Annotated in this window: 22 protein-coding genes and 1 pseudogene; 15 read left to right on the top strand and 8 right to left on the bottom strand. The window is 68.5% G+C overall.

Annotation, left to right across the window (positions count from 1 at the left end; all coding sequences use genetic code 11):
* Positions 1 to 11 precede the first annotated feature (11 nt).
* Positions 12 to 611: a LysR family transcriptional regulator gene (locus AB5J62_RS03790; RefSeq protein ID WP_370946702.1), complete on the top strand. Its 600-nt coding sequence runs from the start codon at positions 12 to 14 to the stop codon at positions 609 to 611.
* On the opposite strand, the gene AB5J62_RS03795 is transcribed toward AB5J62_RS03790, so the two are convergent.
* Both AB5J62_RS03795 and AB5J62_RS03800 read right to left on the bottom strand, forming a co-directional pair.
* Positions 604 to 1,470, bottom strand: a complete 867-nt coding sequence (locus AB5J62_RS03795; RefSeq protein ID WP_370950170.1) for an SRPBCC family protein — start codon at positions 1,468 to 1,470, stop codon at positions 604 to 606. The genes AB5J62_RS03790 and AB5J62_RS03795 overlap by 8 nt on opposite strands.
* Before the next feature lie 98 nt (positions 1,471 to 1,568).
* The gene (locus AB5J62_RS03800; RefSeq protein WP_370946704.1) at positions 1,569 to 1,979 is read right to left on the bottom strand and encodes a MarR family winged helix-turn-helix transcriptional regulator; all 411 of its coding nucleotides are present in this window, start codon (positions 1,977 to 1,979) and stop codon (positions 1,569 to 1,571) included.
* 74 nt (positions 1,980 to 2,053) lie between these two features.
* Between AB5J62_RS03800 and AB5J62_RS03805 the strand changes: the two genes are divergently transcribed.
* The 3 genes from AB5J62_RS03805 (at position 2,054) to AB5J62_RS03815 (ending at position 3,544) form a co-directional block, all read left to right on the top strand.
* Positions 2,054 to 2,632, top strand: coding sequence for a flavodoxin family protein (locus AB5J62_RS03805; RefSeq protein WP_370946706.1), 579 nt, complete (start codon positions 2,054 to 2,056; stop codon positions 2,630 to 2,632).
* A 502-nt stretch (positions 2,633 to 3,134) separates the two neighbouring features.
* Entirely contained in the window at positions 3,135 to 3,353 is a 219-nt protein-coding gene (locus AB5J62_RS03810) for a hypothetical protein (protein ID WP_370946708.1), read from the top strand.
* Entirely contained in the window at positions 3,353 to 3,544 is a 192-nt protein-coding gene (locus tag AB5J62_RS03815) for a hypothetical protein (RefSeq protein WP_370946709.1), read from the top strand. The genes AB5J62_RS03810 and AB5J62_RS03815 overlap by 1 nt, the downstream gene beginning before the upstream one ends.
* Here AB5J62_RS03815 and lexA read toward each other — a convergent pair.
* Positions 3,541 to 4,200 (bottom strand): transcriptional repressor LexA, encoded by a 660-nt coding sequence (gene lexA, locus AB5J62_RS03820; protein WP_370946711.1) that lies wholly within the window; start codon positions 4,198 to 4,200, stop codon positions 3,541 to 3,543. The genes AB5J62_RS03815 and lexA overlap by 4 nt on opposite strands.
* A gap of 285 nt (positions 4,201 to 4,485) precedes the next feature.
* Between lexA and AB5J62_RS03825 the strand changes: the two are divergent.
* The 3 genes and pseudogenes from AB5J62_RS03825 to AB5J62_RS03835 all read left to right on the top strand — a co-directional run.
* Positions 4,486 to 5,310, top strand: a pseudogene (locus AB5J62_RS03825) (IS701 family transposase); the annotation flags it as partial.
* Between the two features lie 133 nt (positions 5,311 to 5,443).
* Positions 5,444 to 6,676 (top strand): IS256 family transposase, encoded by a 1,233-nt coding sequence (locus AB5J62_RS03830; protein ID WP_370950171.1) that lies wholly within the window; start codon positions 5,444 to 5,446, stop codon positions 6,674 to 6,676.
* Between the two features lie 247 nt (positions 6,677 to 6,923).
* Positions 6,924 to 7,181, top strand: a complete 258-nt coding sequence (locus tag AB5J62_RS03835; protein WP_370946713.1) for a hypothetical protein — start codon at positions 6,924 to 6,926, stop codon at positions 7,179 to 7,181.
* A gap of 401 nt (positions 7,182 to 7,582) precedes the next feature.
* Here AB5J62_RS03835 and AB5J62_RS03840 read toward each other — a convergent pair whose 3' ends face one another.
* A complete protein-coding gene (locus tag AB5J62_RS03840; RefSeq protein WP_370946715.1) occupies positions 7,583 to 8,668 on the bottom strand; it encodes a C40 family peptidase in 1,086 nt (361 codons plus the stop codon).
* 56 nt (positions 8,669 to 8,724) lie between these two features.
* Between AB5J62_RS03840 and AB5J62_RS03845 the strand changes: the two genes are divergently transcribed.
* The 5 genes from AB5J62_RS03845 (at position 8,725) to AB5J62_RS03865 (ending at position 12,125) form a co-directional block, all read left to right on the top strand.
* Positions 8,725 to 9,525 (top strand): biotin--[acetyl-CoA-carboxylase] ligase, encoded by an 801-nt coding sequence (locus AB5J62_RS03845; protein ID WP_370946716.1) that lies wholly within the window; start codon positions 8,725 to 8,727, stop codon positions 9,523 to 9,525.
* 68 nt (positions 9,526 to 9,593) lie between these two features.
* On the top strand, positions 9,594 to 10,163 hold the full coding sequence (locus AB5J62_RS03850) for a PH domain-containing protein (protein ID WP_370946718.1): 570 nt from the start codon (positions 9,594 to 9,596) through the stop codon (positions 10,161 to 10,163).
* The gene (locus tag AB5J62_RS03855; RefSeq protein WP_370946720.1) at positions 10,163 to 11,104 is read left to right on the top strand and encodes a hydroxymethylglutaryl-CoA lyase; all 942 of its coding nucleotides are present in this window, start codon (positions 10,163 to 10,165) and stop codon (positions 11,102 to 11,104) included. The genes AB5J62_RS03850 and AB5J62_RS03855 overlap by 1 nt, the downstream gene beginning before the upstream one ends.
* Positions 11,101 to 11,871: a TNT domain-containing protein gene (locus AB5J62_RS03860; protein ID WP_370946722.1), complete on the top strand. Its 771-nt coding sequence runs from the start codon at positions 11,101 to 11,103 to the stop codon at positions 11,869 to 11,871. Before AB5J62_RS03855 ends, AB5J62_RS03860 begins: the two co-directional genes overlap by 4 nt.
* Positions 11,868 to 12,125, top strand: coding sequence for a hypothetical protein (locus AB5J62_RS03865; protein WP_370946724.1), 258 nt, complete (start codon positions 11,868 to 11,870; stop codon positions 12,123 to 12,125). The genes AB5J62_RS03860 and AB5J62_RS03865 overlap by 4 nt, the downstream gene beginning before the upstream one ends.
* 63 nt (positions 12,126 to 12,188) lie before the next feature.
* Here the strand turns inward: AB5J62_RS03865 and hisN are convergent, their stop codons facing one another.
* Positions 12,189 to 12,971, bottom strand: a complete 783-nt coding sequence (gene hisN / locus AB5J62_RS03870) for a histidinol-phosphatase (RefSeq protein WP_370946725.1) — start codon at positions 12,969 to 12,971, stop codon at positions 12,189 to 12,191.
* 48 nt (positions 12,972 to 13,019) lie between these two features.
* On the opposite strand from hisN, the gene AB5J62_RS03875 reads away from it, so the two are divergent.
* The 3 genes from AB5J62_RS03875 to AB5J62_RS03885 all read left to right on the top strand — a co-directional run bounded on the left by AB5J62_RS03875 (position 13,020) and on the right by AB5J62_RS03885 (position 15,579).
* Positions 13,020 to 13,706 (top strand): response regulator transcription factor, encoded by a 687-nt coding sequence (locus AB5J62_RS03875; RefSeq protein ID WP_370950172.1) that lies wholly within the window; start codon positions 13,020 to 13,022, stop codon positions 13,704 to 13,706.
* Between the two features lie 3 nt (positions 13,707 to 13,709).
* The gene (locus tag AB5J62_RS03880) at positions 13,710 to 14,996 is read left to right on the top strand and encodes an ATP-binding protein (protein ID WP_370946726.1); all 1,287 of its coding nucleotides are present in this window, start codon (positions 13,710 to 13,712) and stop codon (positions 14,994 to 14,996) included.
* A gap of 91 nt (positions 14,997 to 15,087) precedes the next feature.
* Positions 15,088 to 15,579 (top strand): hypothetical protein, encoded by a 492-nt coding sequence (locus tag AB5J62_RS03885; protein WP_370946728.1) that lies wholly within the window; start codon positions 15,088 to 15,090, stop codon positions 15,577 to 15,579.
* Here the strand turns inward: AB5J62_RS03885 and AB5J62_RS03890 are convergent.
* The 3 genes from AB5J62_RS03890 to AB5J62_RS03900 all read right to left on the bottom strand — a co-directional run bounded on the left by AB5J62_RS03890 (position 15,566) and on the right by AB5J62_RS03900 (position 17,434).
* The gene (locus AB5J62_RS03890; protein WP_370946730.1) at positions 15,566 to 16,006 is read right to left on the bottom strand and encodes a Pvc16 family protein; all 441 of its coding nucleotides are present in this window, start codon (positions 16,004 to 16,006) and stop codon (positions 15,566 to 15,568) included. The genes AB5J62_RS03885 and AB5J62_RS03890 overlap by 14 nt on opposite strands.
* A gap of 5 nt (positions 16,007 to 16,011) precedes the next feature.
* Complete coding sequence (locus AB5J62_RS03895) at positions 16,012 to 16,644, bottom strand: response regulator transcription factor (RefSeq protein WP_370946732.1); 633 nt, start codon at positions 16,642 to 16,644, stop codon at positions 16,012 to 16,014.
* A 163-nt stretch (positions 16,645 to 16,807) separates the two neighbouring features.
* Complete coding sequence (locus AB5J62_RS03900; protein ID WP_370950173.1) at positions 16,808 to 17,434, bottom strand: response regulator; 627 nt, start codon at positions 17,432 to 17,434, stop codon at positions 16,808 to 16,810.
* Between the last annotated feature and the right edge of the window lie 6 nt (positions 17,435 to 17,440).

Here is a 17,440-nt window from a genome sequence, read left to right on the forward strand (position 1 = left end):
ACCCTGACGCGATGACCCGGCTGGAAACGCGGGAACTCGCCTACTTCGTCGCCGTCGCCGAAGAGCTCCACTTCGGACGCGCCGCTCAGCGCCTGGGAATGGCCCAGCCGCCGCTGTCCCGCGCGATCCGCCAGCTCGAACGCCGTCTGGGTGTGGTGCTGCTGGAACGCAGCAGCCGCAAGGTTTCCCTGACTCCGGCGGGCGAGGTGCTGCTCGTCGAAGGCCGCGCGGTGCTGGCCTCGGTCGAGGCGGCCGCGCGCCGCGCCAAGCGGGCAGGGCAGCGCGACCGGCGCCTCGCGCTGGTCATGAAGCCCGGCGCCGATTTCGGCCTGCTGCCCAGGATCCTCGGTGTGTACGACCGGGAAACGGGCGCGCTGCCGGTCGAGGTCGTCTACAACGGACACGAGGCCGAGACGATGGTCCGCGACGGCCGCGCCGACGTCGCGTTGCTGACTCCGCACCACGACCTGGCCGAGCTCGACTCCGAGGACTTGCTCGCCGAGGATCAGATCGTGGTCATCGCCTGGTCGGAGCAGGCCCGCTCGCAGGCCGTCGCCGCGCTGGTCAGCGCCGCGCTGCAGGTCGCGGCGAGGGAAATGATCGTCACTTAGCCGCGTAGCGCGCCTTGAGCTCCTCGGTGCGTTCTGCCGGCCATGGGCAGATGATCTCGCCGTGGGTGGCCGCGAAGAACAAGTCGAGATGGGTGTGCCAAGCCGCGAGCACCGTCGGCCGCCGCTCCTCGGCGACAGCGGTCTGGGTGATTTCGACGCGCGTGCCGTCCAAGCTGTCATGCGTGAATTCCCAGCGCACGACCCCGTCACCTGACCGGTATTCGAGCACGCGCGGCGCCTCGGCGACGACGACCTCAGCCGCGGGCACGTACTGATTCGTGGCCCGCAGTGGTGCTTCGCCGCCGGGCACGACCTGCTCGCCCTCGGTCAGCAGCTCCCAAACCTCGTCGAGCGTCTTCCAGACCAGGTCACGCCGGAACCGCACGACCCCGTCGACGACCTCGCCCTCGTCGAGCCCGAACTCGGCGACGTACGCGGCCATCGGCTCCAGCCACTTCGACGGCGGCTCGGCGGTCCCGCCGTCGAGCCGCGCTTCGAGCGCGGCGAGGCAGACGTCCCAGCCGGTCGCGTTCCGGCCGGCGGCCAGCGCCGCGATCGCCGGTTCGCCCCTGCCGAAGGTGTGCGTGAACACCAGCCGCGAGCCGTCACCGTCTGGCGTGATTTCCCAGCTCAGCACGTCTTCGTTCCACGTGAAGGTGAACAGGCGCGGCGGGTCGCAGTCGAGGATCTCGCCGGTGCTCGTCAGGTCCTCGCCCTCGAAGGCGAACTCGATCGGCGCGCCCGCTTTGAGCTCGGCCTTCACCGCGGCGGGGAACCAGTGCGCGAGTTCGGCCGGGTCGGTGATCGCGTGCCAGACCTTCTCGGGTGGGTGCGCCAGCTTCCGTTCCAGGCGCAGCATCGGCCGCTCGTCGACGGTGTGCAGGGTGGCGCGCTCCACTGGGCTTACCTCCATGTTGGTGCCGTGGCGGTAATATACCCAGTGAGGCATATAAGCTGTCAAGCGCGCATGGCGGCGACCGCTTCGGCCAGTTCGGGGTCCGCGGCGGCCTTGTCGAGCGCGCCGCGCAACGTGTCCTGGTACGTCGGCTCGGCCTTGGCCTGCCGCTCGCGGCCGTCGTCGGTGATCAGCGAGTAGACGCCCCTGCGGTCGTTCTCGCAGAGGTCGCGCACGGTCAGCCCGGCGTCTTCGAGGCGCGCGACCATCCGGCTGACCGAACTCTGGTTGAGCCCGATCGCGCCCGCGAGGTCCTGCATCCGCAGGCAGCCGCCCTCGGCGACGGTCAGATGGCTGAGCGCGCGGTACTCGGACAGGCCGAGTCCATGCTTGCGCTGCAAGGCTTTCGCGAGCTCTTGCTCGACCCTGCTGTGCAGCGCGACGACGCGGCCCCAGCTCTGCTCGTCGGTCACGGCGGCCTCCTTGGACGGTGCTTGACACCAGATTACATGCAGTGCCAATATCTGCTTGCACATACATATATCTGGTGGGAGAGAAAATCCTCATGACCGACGACCGCAAGTTCCTGTTCCTCCTGGGCAGTTCCCGCACCGGCGGCAACACCGAGACCCTCACCCGCGAGGCCGCCCGCCCCGTCGACGCGTCCCAGCGCTGGCTGCGCCTGTCCGACCTGCCACTGCCCCGCTTCCAGGACGCCCGCCACGACGGCCGCCGCTACCTCACCCCGGCAGGCAACGAGCAGGAGCTGCTCGACGCGACCCTCGAAGCCACCGACATCGTCATCTCCTCGCCGGTCTACTGGTACTCCGTGTCCTCCGAGGTTAAGCTCTACCTCGACTACTGGTCGGGCTGGCTCTACGTGCCCGGCGTCGACTTCAAAGCCCGCATGCGCGGCAAGACCCTATGGGGCGTAAGCGTTCTGGCCGAAGGCCCTGAGCAGGCGGAGCCGCTCGTCGGCACGCTGCGGCGGTCCGCGGAGTACCTCGGCATGAACTGGGGCGGCGTCCTGCTCGGCAACGGCAGCCGCCCGGACGACGTCCTCAAGGACTCGTCGGCACTGACGGCCGCGAAGTCCTTCTTCGCCAAGGAATTCGCCACCGTCTGAGCGGCCCGGGGTCGTGAGTGGTACGGCCGGTTCTAACCCAATGCCCGGGTAGTTAAGGCTTGGCTTGTGTTGTCACATCGACGCAGGGCCGCGCGAAACCCGAGTTTGGGCCATCCACTGGCCCAAACTCGGGTTTCGCGGTGATCGGACCACTGTCAACGGCCCGATCACCAGCCAGCAGCGTCCGCGCACGACCCAAGTCGCTGACCTTTGTCCCGAATTATCGTATTTGCCGCTTTTCTGGGTGGGGTTGGACGTAGTGAACGCCTCGTTCACAACGTTTAGCCGTCCCTGCGGCACCCGCCGAGCGCTGACGACCTCGCCCGCGACGGCCCCCACCCGTATATCCGGGTGAAGGAGGCCCTCACCTACTCGAACTGGGTGAGGGAGGCCCTCACTCGGTTCGACTAGCAGACACGTCATGTTTCGACATCCGCACAGGTAGCACCGCCCACAAAGCGCGCGACCGTCGTGACCCTGAAGCTCGCGCTACCTTGGAGACATGGGCTCGGACTGGAAGCGGTTCTGGGTGGTCGACGCGGTGATCGGCCTGGCGGGCGTCGGGTACGTGACGTTCGAGCTGGCTCGGTCGCCTGGGCCGGTCGGGTTTTGGCCGGTCTTCGTGGGGTACGGGGCGTGCGTCGTCCTGGCCGGGCTGGTCGCGCTCTGCTATTTCGCCCTGCGCGAGACGGCGCGGGAAAAGTCTCGTGGTGAGCGCTGATGGACCGCGACCTGGTGAATCAGCGGTGGGACGCGCTCGACGCCGACGACCATGCCATGGATCGCGACGCTGTCGCCCAGCGCTGGGACGAACTCGAGCAAGGCACGTTCGTCGCCAAGCCGATCGCTTCGCTCGAAGAAGACGATGTGCGCCGGCCGCCTGACATCCTCGGCCTCTGGCCGCTGGGTTAGACGCTGCGCAGTACCGAGACGACCGTGCCGAGGATCGTGGCCTCGTCGCCGTCGATCACGTCGTAGGCCGGGTTGCGGGGCTCCAGGTAGACGTGGCCGTTGCGGCGGCGGTAAACCTTGACCGTGGCCTCGCCGTCGATCATCGCGGCGACGATCTGCCCGGAGTGGGCCTCCGACTGCTGGCGGACCACGACGATGTCGCCGTCGCAGATGGCCGCGTCGATCATCGACTCGCCTCGCACGCGGAGGCCGAAGACCGTGCCGCGGCCGGTGAGGCCGCGGGGCAGGGTCAGCATGTCGTCGGTGTGCTCTTCGGCCGTGATGGGCGTTCCGGCCGCGATGTCACCGACCACGGGCACGCTCACCTGATCCTCGGCGGGCTCGCGGGTGGACGGCTCGAGGAACGCGCGCACGTCGATGGGGCGGGACATCGTGCTGCTGCGGCGCAGGAAACCCTTGTCCTCCAGCGCCGCCAGGTGTTTGGACACCGAAGACGACGACTTCAGGCCGACCGCCTCGCCGATTTCGCGGCTGCTCGGCGAATATCCGTGGCGGACCACCCAGTCCCGGATCGTCACCAGGATCTTCTGCTGGCGCAGCGGCAGCTCCGAAGCGTCCAGGTGATCGAATGCGTCGACATCGTGGTAGGTGGTCACCTGCGGAATGGTAGAGGTAGCCACCGACAATTCCGCGCGGCACCCGCGCGAGTCGTGTACGACATCGCCGGTTCTGTTGCCTGGGAACGCAAACCAACGGGGGTCGTGAGCGTTGCGGGCGGTTCTAATACTCCAGCTGTAGTTCGTGATGTGGCTGGCGTGTCGGTGAAATAGGCGCGGCCACCACGGTGATCATGAGTGTTTGTGAAGACAAATCAAGATCTCGTGGTGGCCGCGGCTGCCAGCGTAGACCGTGGTCGGTGGCAGTCGTTGCTGGGTGAGGTCATGGCGCGGGTGGCGGGTCGGTTTCGTCGGGTGGAGTCGCGGCGTCGGGCGTCCCGGTTCGTGCGGGGGCTGCTCTCGGAGCTGCCGCGGGTGAACTGCTGGACCATCGCTGAGCAGGTCGGGGACCGGACTCCGGATGGGATGCAGCATCTGTTGTCGCGGGCGTCCTGGGACGCTGACGGGGTTCGTGACGATCTGCGGGATTTCGTGGTCGACCACCTCGGTGACACCGATGTGGTGCTGGTTCTCGACGAGACCGGGGATGTGAAGAAAGGTGTCTGCACTGTCGGGGTGCAGCGGCAATACACCGGCACCGCGGGGCGGATCGAGAACTCGCAGGTGTCGGTGTTTCTGACGTACTCGACCTCACGTGGGCACACGTTGATCGACCGGGAGCTTTACCTGCCGCGGCGCTGGGCCGATGACCGGGATCGGCGGGAGAAGGCCGGGGTGCCGGACGAGACCACCTTTTCGACGAAGTCCCGCCAGGCCAGGAAAATGGTCTTTCGGGCGCTCGACGCGGGTATCGCGGTGGGATGGGTGACCGGAGACGAGGTCTATGGCAAAGACGCCGCCGGGTTGCGTGACCCGCTGGAGAAGCGAGGCCAGGCCTACGTGCTGGCGGTGGCGTGTGACTTCCGCGTCCCGACCGCGGCGGGCAACGTCCGAGCCGACGAGATCGCTGCTGGCCTGCGGAAACGTTCCTGGCAGAAGCTGTCCGCGGGAGCCGGCGCGAAAGGGCAACGGTTCTACGACTGGGCTCGGATCCGGCTGCGGCCGGACGGGAAACCCGGGCATCACTGGGTGCTGATGCGCCGCAACCGGCGCAGGGCGTGTCACGCCAACTGTGTAGGTCGGGGGTGTACCAAGATCGACCGGCCTGGTGGGCGGTCGGAAGGGACACCGAGTGACGCAGAACACATCGCCTCGTCGCAGTGACGAGGCGGCGGCGCGGCAGCTGGCGGAGACGTTCTCGCCGGAGACGATCGACGCGCTGCTGAAGGACGCCAAAGCGGCCGGAACGCCGATCGACGGCGTCAACGGCTTGCTGAATCAAATGACCAAAGCGGTCCTCGAGCGGGCGCTGCAGGCCGAGATGACCGACCATTTAGGCTATGACGCCGGCGACCCCTCCGGTCGCGGTTCCGGCAATTCCCGAAATGGGAAGTCGACCAAGACGGTGTCGACGATGAACGGTCCGGTCGATATCGAGGTTCCGCGTGACCGGAACGGGTCTTTTGAACCCGCGATCGTGCCGAAGCGATCTCGTCGGATCGGCAACATCGACGACATGATCCTGTCACTGTACTCCCGGGGCATGACCACCCGCGACATCGAAGCGCATTTGCTGGAAGTTTATGGCGTGAATGCCTCCCGGGAATTGATATCGAACGTGACCGATGTCGTGGTCGACGAGATCAAAGCGTGGCAATCACGTCCGCTCGACGAGGTGTATCCGATCCTGTATGTGGATGGAATCCGGATCCGCGTCAAAGACAACGGCGTGGTGACCACCAAAGTCGCCTACCTGGCCATCGGTGTCGACGTGGACGGCCGCAAGCACGCTCTCGGCTGCTGGATCCAGGACACCGAGGCCGCGAAGTTCTGGCAGAAGGTCGTCACCGACCTGCGCAACCGTGGCGTCAAAGACATCCTCATCGCCTGCTGCGACGGCCTGACCGGTCTTCCCGACGCGATCAAAGTGATCTTTCCTGACACGGGCGTGCAGACCTGCGTGGTCCACGTCATCCGCAACGCCTCGAAATTCGTGTCCTACAACGACCGCAAAAAGATCGCCACATCGATGCGCGAGATCTACTGCGCCCCCACCGTCGAAGGCGCCGAACTCGCCCTGGCCGAATTCGACAAGAAATGGGGGCAACAATATCCAGGAGCCATCGACGTGTGGCATAACGCCTGGAATGACCTCATCCCGTTCCTTGACTACCCGCCGGAACTCCGCAAAATCGTCTACACCACCAATGCTATCGAATCCATCAACTTCCAACTCCGCAAAATCACCAAGAACCGCGGACACTTCCCCGACAAAGACGCAGCCATGAAACTTCTCTACCTCGGACTCCGCAACATCTCCAGTCAACGCGGCGGAACATCCGGAACGGGAACACACGGCTGGAAAGTCGCACTCAACACCCTAGCCCGCCTCTTCCCAGGAAGGCTCCCTTTCTGATAACCTGAAAAACGTAAGTAATCACCTCTGACTTACACAGAAATCGTGACAGGCTCACCGGCGCACCGGCGAGACCGCGTTCTACCGCTGCTACAGCCCCCGCCGGGTCTCGCTGGCCGAGCTCGCGCGGGTCGCCGCACGACGCTGGACCATCGAGGAAACCTTCCAGACCGGCAAAGAACTCACCGGCCTGGACCAGCACCAGGTCCGCACCTGGACCTCCTGGTATCGCTGGACCACGCTGGTGATGCTCGCCCACGCCTTCCTCGCCGCCGCCACAGCCCACGCCCGCGACACGACGCCACCCGAGGGCCTGATCCCGTTGACACGCAACGAGATCAGGCACCTCTACTACAAACTCGTCCTCGAACCAGCCCGCACCGTCATCGACATCGAGGGCTGGTCGGTCTGGCGCCGACACCACCAACACCGCGCCCGCCAAAGCCACTACCAGCGACGACACCAACAACCAGCACCCGATCACGAACTACAGCTGGAGTACTAACCGCCCGCAACGCTCACGACGCCCTTGGGTCGGCCCCCTCGCTCGCCCCATATGAACGGCGAGCGTGAAGCGAGGGGGCCCCAGAGTGCTTACTACGCACCGAGGGGCACCCTCGCTTCACAACGCCTGGCGTGGTTGCGGCTGGTACTGCATGAACGTGGCGTATGTGTGGCCCGGTGCGGGAAACGAGGCGTTCAACGCCCCGTTTCCCACACCGGGCCACGCGTGGGCGACTGCGCGTGGGTCGCGCGAGTGGAAGAATTTCTGCATCTAACGGAGCAAACCTTCCACTCGCGCCGACCCCGGCCGGACCGGCTGCGTGAACGAGGCGTTCACAACCTTCAGGCAACCCCGAGACCCCGACCGTAGGTAGACGGGAACCGCCCGCAACGCTCACGAGGTTAGTTCGAGGGGCGGCCTGCGCCCGCGTAGTCGTCGCCCTTTCGGTGGTACGTATGGATTTGGATGGCCTGGCCCTCGGTCGGCGCGTTGATCATCAGGCCGTTGCCGAGGTAGAGGCCGACGTGGTGGATGTTCGTGGCCGGGTTGCCGTAGAACACGAGATCGCCGAGCTTCGGCTCCTCCGTGATCGGGACCTGCCTGGTCGCGCGGAACTGGCTGTCCGCCGTGCGCGGGAGCGCGACGCCCGCGCTGTCGTACGACGCTTTCGTCAGGCCGGAGCAGTCGAAGCCGGGCGCACCCGCATCGGGACCGTTGCCGCCCCAGACATACGGCAGGCCGAGTTGGCCGAGTGCGAAACGGACCGCGTGGGTCGACGGGCTGGCCGCGCGGGCCGGGTCGACGGACAGTGCCGCGAACATCTGGGCGTTGCCGAGTACCTGCTGGCGGAAGAGTTCCGAGCCGCGGTACGCCGCGATCGCCTTCCACCAGCCGGCGCCGCCGCCGAGTGCGGCGTTGCCCGCGCAGAGGGCGCGGCCCGCGACGATCGAGGCGTCGCGGACGTTTTCGATGTTCGGTTTCGCCGTGCCCGGTACCTGGTGGCTGAATTTCTTCCACTGCGCCGAGGAAATGCGCAACGGGCCCGCCGCGTCGCCTGCCGATGACGTGCTGGCGATTCCGGCCAATGTCACCCAGGAGAGCTTGCAATTCGGCTGTTCGTCGCGCAGGACCAATTCACCCGTCGCGAAGCCGGTGAGCGCTTCGGCGGGGAGTGCCAAGGGGGCGGACAGCTCGCGCGCCCAGTCGTTCAGTCCGTTGTGGACAGGCTCCTGTGGCGCGACGGGCGCTGTTTCCTCGAGCACGGAAGGGCCGGCGCCGCCGCCGATCGTGCTGGGCGGGGTGCTCGGGGGCGCGGGCGCGGCCACCACGACCGGTTGTGGTGCGGGTTCGTCGGTGAGCAACCAACCGCAGGTGACCAATCCGGCCACCAGGGGCAAGGCCACCAAGCCGCGCGTCGCGGCGCCACGCGCCCATCGTTGTTCGCGGGTAACGGGCTTTGTCACGGCGTCCAGGTTAGGAGAGCTCACCTCTGTCCAACGACCGAAGACGCGACACGTTAGGGGGACTCTCATATTGTGGGCGAATGAGTGAAATCGACGCCGCCAGGTTGCGCACGGGACTAGCAGGCCGGTTCGCCGGCATCGAGGTCGTCACGAGCACCGGGTCGACCAATGCTGACCTGCGCGAAGCCGCCGCGAAGGGTGCGCCGGACCGCACCGTGCTGATCGCCGAGGAGCAGACGGCGGGCGTCGGGCGGCGCGCGCGGCACTGGAATTCGCCCAAGGGGACCGGAATCTACGTCAGCGTGCTGCTGCGGCCCGGCGTGCCGTTCACCGCGCTGGGCTCACTTTCCGTGGTCGCCGGGCTCGCGGTGCGCGAGGTCGCCACCCGTGCGGGTGTCACGGCCACGCTCAAGTGGCCGAACGACGTGCTGGTCGGCAGCGCCAAATGCGCGGGCATCCTGTCCGAGGCCGTCGCGGGCGAGCAGCCGAGCGTCGTGCTCGGCATCGGGCTGAACGTCTTGCCGCTCGGCGAGGAGATCTCGCCAGCGCCCGGCGGGCTCACCCCGACCTCGCTCGCCGAGAACGGCGCGACGACCACCGACCGCACCGAGCTCGCGGGCTGGCTGCTCACCGCGTTCGCCGAGCGCGAGGCGTTGTGGCGGGCCGCGTCGGGTGACCTCGCGAGCGCGGGCCTGCTGGGGGAGTACCGGCTCCACTGTGCCACTTTGGGGCAGAATGTCCGGATTTTGCTGCCGAACGGCGACGAGCTCACCGGCCTCGCGAACGGCATCGACGACGGCGGCCAGCTGGAGCTGCTGCTCGACAGTGGCGAGCGGCACACCGTGTTCGCGGGCGATGTCGTCCATGTTCGGCAGAGTTAGGCTCCGAATACCGAAAAGCTGAGTACGGTGATCCTGCCAGCGCCGTAACGAATCCGGGAGCGTCCGCCGTGGCCTATCCAGACGACCAGCTCAGCGCCAACGAGCACGTCGTAGTACACAGTCACCCGCACTTCAAGATGCTCGTCTGGCCGACGCTGGCGCTGCTCGTCACGCTCGCCGCGGGCATCTGGCTGGCGCTGCTCGCCTCAGGCAGCGCGGCGCCGTGGGACATGGTCTCGCTGATCGCCATCGGTGTGGTCGGGCTGGTGCTGATCGTGTGGCTGTTCCTGGTGCCGTTCATGCGCTGGCGCACCACGCACTTCATCGTCACCACCGACCGGATCATCGCGCGCGAGGGCGTCATCAAGCGCACCGGCATCGACATCCCGCTCGGCCGGATCAACAGCGTCCGCTTCGAGCACGGGCTGCTGGACCGGGTGTTCGGCTGCGGCACGCTGATCATCGAGTCGGCCTCGGACGAGCCGCTCACCTTCGACGACATCCCCAAGGTCGAGCGCGTGCACACGGTCATCTACCGCGAGGTCAACGACAACCCGTACGACGACTACAACCCGGCGGGCCAGCAGCAGCCCCCGCCGCCGCAGGGTGGCCACCCGCCGCGCGGGAGCCGTCGCTGATGGGCGCGCGTGAACTCGGGCTGCCCGCCAAGACGCGTGCCGACGGGTTCCCCGATCGGGTGACGATCTGGGAGGTCGGGCCCCGTGACGGGCTGCAGAACGAAAAGGAGATCGTCCCGGTCGAGGTGAAGCTGGAGTTCCTCGACCGGCTCGCCGACGCCGGGCTGACCACGCTCGAGGCGACCAGTTTCGTGCACCCCAAGTGGGTTCCGCAGCTGGCCGACGCCGAGCAGCTGCTCGAAGGCCTCAAACAACGCGAAGGTGTGCGCTACCCGGTGCTGGTGCCGAACGAGCGCGGCCTCGACCGCGCGTTCGCGGCGGGCGTCGAGCACATCGCGATCTTCGCCAGCGCGACCGAGACCTTCGCGCAGCGCAACCTCAACTCGACGCTCGACACCCAGTTCGGCATGTTCGAGCCGGTCGTTTCCCGTGCGCTGGAAGGAAAAATCGAGGTTCGCGGGTACCTGTCGATGTGCTTCGGCGACCCGTGGGAGGGCGCGGTGCCCGCGTCCCAGGTCGTCGCCGCCGGCAAGCGGCTGCTGGACATGGGCTGCTCGGAGCTCTCGCTCGGCGACACGATCGGCGTCGCCACGGCCGGCCAGGTCGAGGCCGTGCTCGGCGGGTTCGCCGCCGCCGGTGTCCCGATGGGCTCGCTGGCCGTGCATTTCCACGACACCTACGGCCAGGCGCTCGCGAACACCTTGGTGGCGCTGCGCTGCGGTGTGTCCACTGTGGATTCTTCGGCAGGCGGCCTCGGCGGCTGCCCGTACGCGGAGTCGGCGACCGGCAACCTCGCGACCGAGGATCTGGTCTGGGCGCTGGACGGCCTCGGCATCGAGCACGGCGCCGACCTCGACAAGCTCGTCGAGACCAGCGCGTGGATGGCGGGCAAGCTCGGGCGGCCGAGCGCTTCGCGGGTGGTCAACGCATTAGCGAAGTGACGACGCCGCACGGCGTCTCCCTCGACCGGGGAACGGACAGCCTTCCCGAGGCGTCCACTCCCCGTGCGGAGGTGCTGATGTCCATTGAGGACGCGAAGACCGGGCCGATCCGGATACCCGCGCTCGGCGCGAAACGGACCGACCGGGTCAGCGTGGTGGCGTTGTTCCGGGTGAACATGTTCCCGCTCGGGCATCTGCCCGTGCCGGTCTCGAAGCCCGCCGAGCAGCTGCCCGCGCCCGAGGACGACTTCATCGTCGGCCTGCGGTTCCCGCCTGGCGACCATCCCGATCCGGTCGACACCGCCGCCGTGCTGGACGCCGTGCCCGCTCAGGCGCTCCCGTCGCAACCCGGCGAGCCGCCGGCCGTCGTGCTCGACGGGCACAGCCCGTACGGCTCACTCGACGAAAAGACCTGGTCACGGCGATATCTTGGCGGGATGCGCGGGGACACCGCCGAGTACGCTTGGCCGCCGGGCGCGTTGTTCCCCGAAGGCGGGACCGCGCCCGGTGAGGCGATCACGCTGCCGGTGGACACCGTCGTCGACCGCTTCGGCGCAGGCCGGATCTTCGCGCCGGACGCCACGCCGCTCGCGGACCGCGCGCTGCCGTCTTCGTCGGCGTACCGGCGCTACCGGGTCACGCGCGCGCTGCCGGTGTGGCGGACGGTCACCGCGCCGTGGTTCGGCCAGCCCGGCGGCGGGACGCGGTACCGCGCGGCCTACTCGGCCGAGGAGCTGGTCACGCTCGGATACCTGGAGGCACTGTGAACGCCGAGTCGATCCCGCGCTGGCTGGCGGCCGTCGGCGTGCCGCCCGAGGTCGTGTCGATCGGCGTCGAAGCCGACAACTCGTGGAACCTCCTGCGCGTCGACGACGCCTGGGAGGTGTTCTGGCGCGAGCAGGGCAACCGCTACGACTGGGCCAGGTTCACCAGCGAACAGGTGGCTTGCCATTACCTGTTCGGCAGGCTGACCTGGGCCCAGGTCGCGAGCGGCGCGGTCGTGCTCAAGGACGGTGTTTAGCGGGCTTTACTCCCGGGGATAAAGCGGGCTTTATCCCCGGGAGTAAAGCCCGCTTTATCCTGGTCAGCCCTGCAGGATCGCCAGGGCGGAGTCGTGGAGGCGGCCGTTGGTGGCGAGCGCGTTGCCGCCGTCGAAGCGCTCCTCGCCCTTGAGGTCGGAGAACCGTCCGCCTGCCTCGGTGACCAGCACCTGGGCCGCGGCGACGTCCCACGGGTTCACGATCGCCTCGGCCGCGACGTCGATCGCGCCTTCCGCGACCAGGCAGTAGTGCCAGAAGTCGCCGAGACCGCGGTTCTCCCAGCACGCCTCGGTCAGCGCGAGGTAGCGCTCACGCGAGTGGTACTGCGTCCACGAGTTCAGGTCCGTCGTCGACAGGTAGGCGTCCTCCAGCGACGACACGCCCGAGACCGACAGCCTGCGCTCGCCGGACGAGTCGCGCGAGAACGCGCCCTCGCCCGCGGCGGCCCACCAGCGGCGGCCGAGCAGCGGGGCGCTGATCATCCCGACGACCGGGGTGCCGTCCTCGACGAGCGCGATCAGTGTCGCCCACACGGGTACACCGCGGAGGAAGTTCTTGGTGCCGTCGATCGGGTCGATGACCCACGCGCGGCCCTCGGCGCCCGCGGTGCCGCCGCGCTCCTCGCCCGCCACGTCGTCGTCGGGACGCTCGGCCGCGAGCACCGCGCGGATGGCGTCCTCGACGGCGGTGTCGGCGTCGGTCACCGGGGTCCGGTCGGGCTTGCGCTCGAAGGTCAGGTCGAGCGCGCGGAACCGCGCGGTGGTGATCGCGTCGGCCGCGTCGGCGAGCCGGGTGGCAAGAGTGAGATCGTTCGCGTAGCCAGGCACGATGACGATGGTTTCACGCCCATTCGCCGTAGAGTTGACCAGGTGAGCATGGTGCTACTTGCCGAGGACGACCCGGCCATCGCCGACCCGCTGTCCCGCGCGCTGCAGCGGGAGGGCTACGAGGTCGAAGTCGTGGCCGACGGCCCGTCCGCCCTGGAAGCGACCGCGGAGCAGCGCGTCGACCTTCTCGTACTCGATCTCGGGCTGCCGGGGATGGACGGGCTGGAGGTGTGCAGACGGCTGCGAGCCAGCGGCACCGAGCTGCCCGTGCTGATGCTGACCGCGCGCACCGACGAGGTCGACTTCGTGGTCGGGCTCGACGCGGGCGCCGACGACTACGTCGCCAAGCCGTTCCGGCTGGCCGAGCTGCTCGCCCGGATCCGGGCGCTGCTGCGCCGCCGGGTGCCCGACGTGCTCGACTCCGGCGGCATCCGGATGGACCTCGGCGCCAGGCTGGTCACCGTCGACGGCCGCGAGCTGCAGCTGGCGAACAAGGAGTTCGAGCTGCTGCGGGTGCTGATGACGCGGGCCGGTCAGGTGGTCAGCCGCGACGAGATACTCGCCGAGGTGTGGAACGACCTGGAGTCCAAGACCTCCAAGACACTCGACATGCACATGTCGTGGCTGCGCCGGAAGCTCGCGATCGCCACCGAGGAGGCGGGCGGCAAGCAGGCGGACGGCGAGCGCCGGATCGCCACCGTCCGCGGTGTCGGTTTCCGCTTCAACGCCGAATAAGCCGTGCGCCGCCGCATCCTGCTGGCCATCCTGCTGGCCGTCGCCGTGACGGGCGCCGCGCTGGGCATCCCGCTCGGCGTGGTCGCCTGGGAACTCGTCGAGACACTGCAACGGGAGAGCCTCGCCGCTTCGGTGCGGCGGGCCGCCACCGTGCTCGACGACCAGCTGGCCGCGCCCGGCGCGGTCATCGACCTCGGGCCGGCCAAGCTGGCCGCGCCATCGGACAGCCTCATGGTCGTCGACCTGCCGGGCGAGATGGAACGGCGCACCGGCACCGATCCCGGTCCGGAACAGATCTCCGAGTCCGCGCCGATCGCGCACGAGGGTTCGGTCACGCTGGCGATCCCCGCCGAGCCGATGCGGACCAGGCAGGGCCAGGTGGTGCTGCTCGTGGTCTTGGTCGTGACGCTTTCGGTCGGCACCGGCACGGTCGTCGCGACCGTCACCGCGCGGCGGCTCGCGAAGCCGCTGCGGCACGTCGCCGAGCGCGCGGCGAAACTCGGCGGCGGCGACTTCCGGCCCGACCCGAGCCGGTACGGGGTCGGCGAGCTGGACATGGTCGCCGAGGCGCTCGACACCTCCGGGACCGCGCTCGCCCAGATCGTGCAGCGGGAACGCCAGCTCGTCGGTGACGTCTCGCATCAGCTCCGCAGCAGGCTGACCGCCTTGCAGCTGCGGCTGGAGCCGCTCACCGTGCATCCGGACCCGGACGTCGTCGACGAGTCGCGTGCCGCTCAGGAGCAGGCCGACCGGCTCGCCGAGGCACTCGAAGAGCTGCTCGCCGCCGCCCGCGCGGCCAGCGAGGTCGGCGCCGAACCGGTCGAACTCGCCGCCGCGATGCCGGAGATCTGCCAGGAATGGCGCCAGCTGCTGCGCGCGGAAGGCCGCAACCTGCGGGTGCGGGTCGCGGACGGCCTGATGGCGCGGGTGACGCCGGGACGGCTGCGTGAGGTCATCGGCGTGCTGCTCGACAACGCGCTGCGCCACGGCGCCGGCACGGTCACCATCGCCGCCAGGCGCGGTGACGCCGAGGGCACCGTCGTGGTCGAGGTCAGCGACACCGGGCTGGGCGTGCCGGACGAGCTGGCGCCGCACGTGTTCGAGCGCGGGTTCTCCGGCGGCGGGTCGACCGGCGTCGGGCTGGCGCTGGCCAGGGCGCTGGTGGAGGCCGACGGCGGCAGGCTGGAGCTGTCCAGCAGCAGACCTGCCGTTTTCAGCCTATTCCTGCGGGTGCCGCGCCCCGGCGACGTGCCGGAGGTGCGCTGGCCTGCGGAAAGAGTGCCTCGCTGAGGTTCGGGTGTGAGTTCCGCACAGGTTCTCCACCCCAAGGTCTGCCCGATCGGGCACAACCGGCGTGGCCGTCGCCACCTACCTTTTGGGTGTGTATTCGCAGACATACGGTTACCAGCCGCCGAGGGGTCCGGTGGCCGGCGCGACGACCGGACTGGGGAAGGTCACCGTCTCCGTGCTGCTCTCGTTCGACGGTGAGCTCGTCGCCGTCTGGCATGGCGGCGGTGACCGGCCTGACCCGCTCGCGTCGCTACTCAAAGGCCTGTTCGTCAGCGGGCTGGACACCGGCGCGCCCGTGGTGCGCGGCGGTACCGGCACCCGCTTCCGGCAGACCGGGCTGGATTTCCGGCCGCCGGACACCAAGGTCTCGATCGGGCGCTGTGCGGTGGACTCGTCGGCGCACGGCCTCGAACTGAACGGCGTGCTCGGCTACCGGCTCGAGGTGACCGCGAACTGGAACGGCAGGGTGCAGCGGGAGAACCCGGTTTCGGCGGAGCAGTGGGCCGCCTTCTTCGGTGACCCGCTCGCCTCGCTCGGCGGCTTGGTGATGGGCCGGTTCCAGGCCGAGCTCATGAGCCGGTGAGCTCGGCCACCGGCACGGTCACCGTGAGCACGAAGGCGGCACGCGCCGGCATGCCGAGGCTCGTCCACAACCGGGTCGGGTCCAGGTCGGCGATCCGCACCGAGACCTGGCCGTCGAACCCGTCCGGCAGCAGGTGGTCCGGGAGGAACTCGGTGCCGATGACCGCGCAGAGCGCCCGCTGCAGCAGCAGGTGCTCCTCGTGGACCTTGCCCGCGCGCGCGGTGACCAGATAGGTCAGCGCGCAGTGTTTGCCGGGCTGCGCGCCGCTCTCCCCGGCGTCGCGCAGCCCGAACAGGAAGAGGTCGACACTCTGGATGTCCGCCTCCGTCTGCCAAGTCGGCTTGGGTGCGTCCAGCCTCACCGCCGTGCCGGCGGGCAGCTGCCCGCCGATGAGCCTGCACAGCGCGTCGTCGACCTGAGTGATCAAGGGAATCAGATCAGCCCTTCGCGCAGCGCGTACGCCACGGCGTGCGAGCGGTTGCGCAGCTGGAACCGGTTGGTCACGTCGTGCAGGATGCTCTTGACCGTGCGCTGGGAGTAGCAGAGCTCATCGGCGATCTCCTGCGTCGAAAGCCCGGAAGCGACCAGCCGGATCACTTCGGTCTCCCGCTTGCTCATCCCGCCGATGTGCAGCCCGCGCGGCTGCAGCACCTGACGCTGGAGCTTGGACACCCGGTTCAGCAGGCGGCCGAGCATGTCCGGCGGCAGCGCGCCCTCACCGGCCGCGGCGGCCTTGATGAGCCGGACGAGCACCTCCGGGCCCGCCTCCGCGCGGCGGGCGACCGCGCAGACGCCGTGCTCGATGGCGCTCAGTATCTCGTTGTCGTCGACCTCGCCCGCCACCAGCACGATGCGGGTGAAACCCTGATGGTGCAAGGAAGACAGCAGTTTGGTCATCGCGTCGTCGAGCCGGTCGGTGACCAGCAGCGCGACCGTCGAAGCGTCGGCGGACTCGCCGTCGACCAGCCGGACTTCATCGCGGGAGCGCAGTGCCATGCACACTCCGCTGTGGAGAATCGGGTCCGTCGCACGAACCACAACGGGCGTCCTGTTCGCGTCTGGCATTTCGGTACTTCCCCTCTGTCACGCGAGGTCCCCCCACGCGCATACCGCTACTTTGCCCGCCCGGATGTCCCGAGCACATGGGACCGTTGTCCCGGACTTGCCCGAAAAAACGCCTGAACGCCTCTGTTTTCGTGGCGGAAAATCAGTTGCGCTTTCGGCGAAATCACTTACCGAGACCGGCTTCACGGGCCTTGATGATGGCCTCGGCCCGGTCGGCGACCCGCAGTTTGCTGAACACGCTGGAGATGTGGTTCCGCACTGTTTTCGGGCTCAGCGAAAGCTCCTGGGCGATCGCCGAATTGCTTTGCCCCGATGCGATGAGCGCGAGAACCTCACGTTCGCGCCCGGTCAGTTCCGGGAACACCGGATCGGCGCTGGGTTGGGCATTGTTGAAGAAACCGAGCACCCGCGTGGCGATGTCCGGGCCGAAGATCGCCTCCCGGCGGGCGACCGCCTGCACCGCCCTGATGATTTCGTCCGGCTCGGCGTCCTTGAGCAGATAACCGCGCGCCCCGGCACGCATCGCCGCGAACACGGATTCGCTGTCGTCGGACATGGTCAGCATGAGCACGCCCGCTTCCGGGCATTCGGCGACGATCCGCCTGGTCGCCTCGACGCCGCTGATGTCGGGCAGATGCAGGTCCATCACCACGACATCGGGTTTCAACGCCGTCGCGGCGCTGACCGCGTTCGCCCCGCTGGCCGCCTCGCCGACCACCTCGATGGTCGGTTCCGAGGTCAGCAGCGTGCAGACGCCGAACCGGAACAGCGGGTGGTCGTCGACCACCATCACTCT

This window comes from Amycolatopsis sp. cg5 (assembly GCF_041346955.1).
Classification (GTDB): Bacteria; Actinomycetota; Actinomycetes; order Mycobacteriales; family Pseudonocardiaceae; genus Amycolatopsis.

Excerpts from the sequence above, each read along its gene's own strand:
- AB5J62_RS03835 (WP_370946713.1), top strand. The coding sequence starts at position 6,924 with ATGCTCGCCCACGCCTTCCTCGCCGCCGCCACAGCCCACGCCCGCGAC.
- AB5J62_RS03895 (WP_370946732.1), bottom strand. The coding sequence starts at position 16,644 with ATGCCAGACGCGAACAGGACGCCCGTTGTGGTTCGTGCGACGGACCCG.
- AB5J62_RS03845 (WP_370946716.1), top strand. The coding sequence starts at position 8,725 with ATGAGTGAAATCGACGCCGCCAGGTTGCGCACGGGACTAGCAGGCCGG.
- AB5J62_RS03855 (WP_370946720.1), top strand. The coding sequence starts at position 10,163 with ATGGGCGCGCGTGAACTCGGGCTGCCCGCCAAGACGCGTGCCGACGGG.
- AB5J62_RS03900 (WP_370950173.1), bottom strand. The coding sequence starts at position 17,434 with ATGGTGGTCGACGACCACCCGCTGTTCCGGTTCGGCGTCTGCACGCTG.
- AB5J62_RS03810 (WP_370946708.1), top strand. The coding sequence starts at position 3,135 with ATGGGCTCGGACTGGAAGCGGTTCTGGGTGGTCGACGCGGTGATCGGC.
- AB5J62_RS03795 (WP_370950170.1), bottom strand. The coding sequence starts at position 1,470 with ATGCTGCGCCTGGAACGGAAGCTGGCGCACCCACCCGAGAAGGTCTGG.
- AB5J62_RS03875 (WP_370950172.1), top strand. The coding sequence starts at position 13,020 with ATGGTGCTACTTGCCGAGGACGACCCGGCCATCGCCGACCCGCTGTCC.
- AB5J62_RS03815 (WP_370946709.1), top strand. The coding sequence starts at position 3,353 with ATGGACCGCGACCTGGTGAATCAGCGGTGGGACGCGCTCGACGCCGAC.
- AB5J62_RS03790 (WP_370946702.1), top strand. The coding sequence starts at position 12 with ATGACCCGGCTGGAAACGCGGGAACTCGCCTACTTCGTCGCCGTCGCC.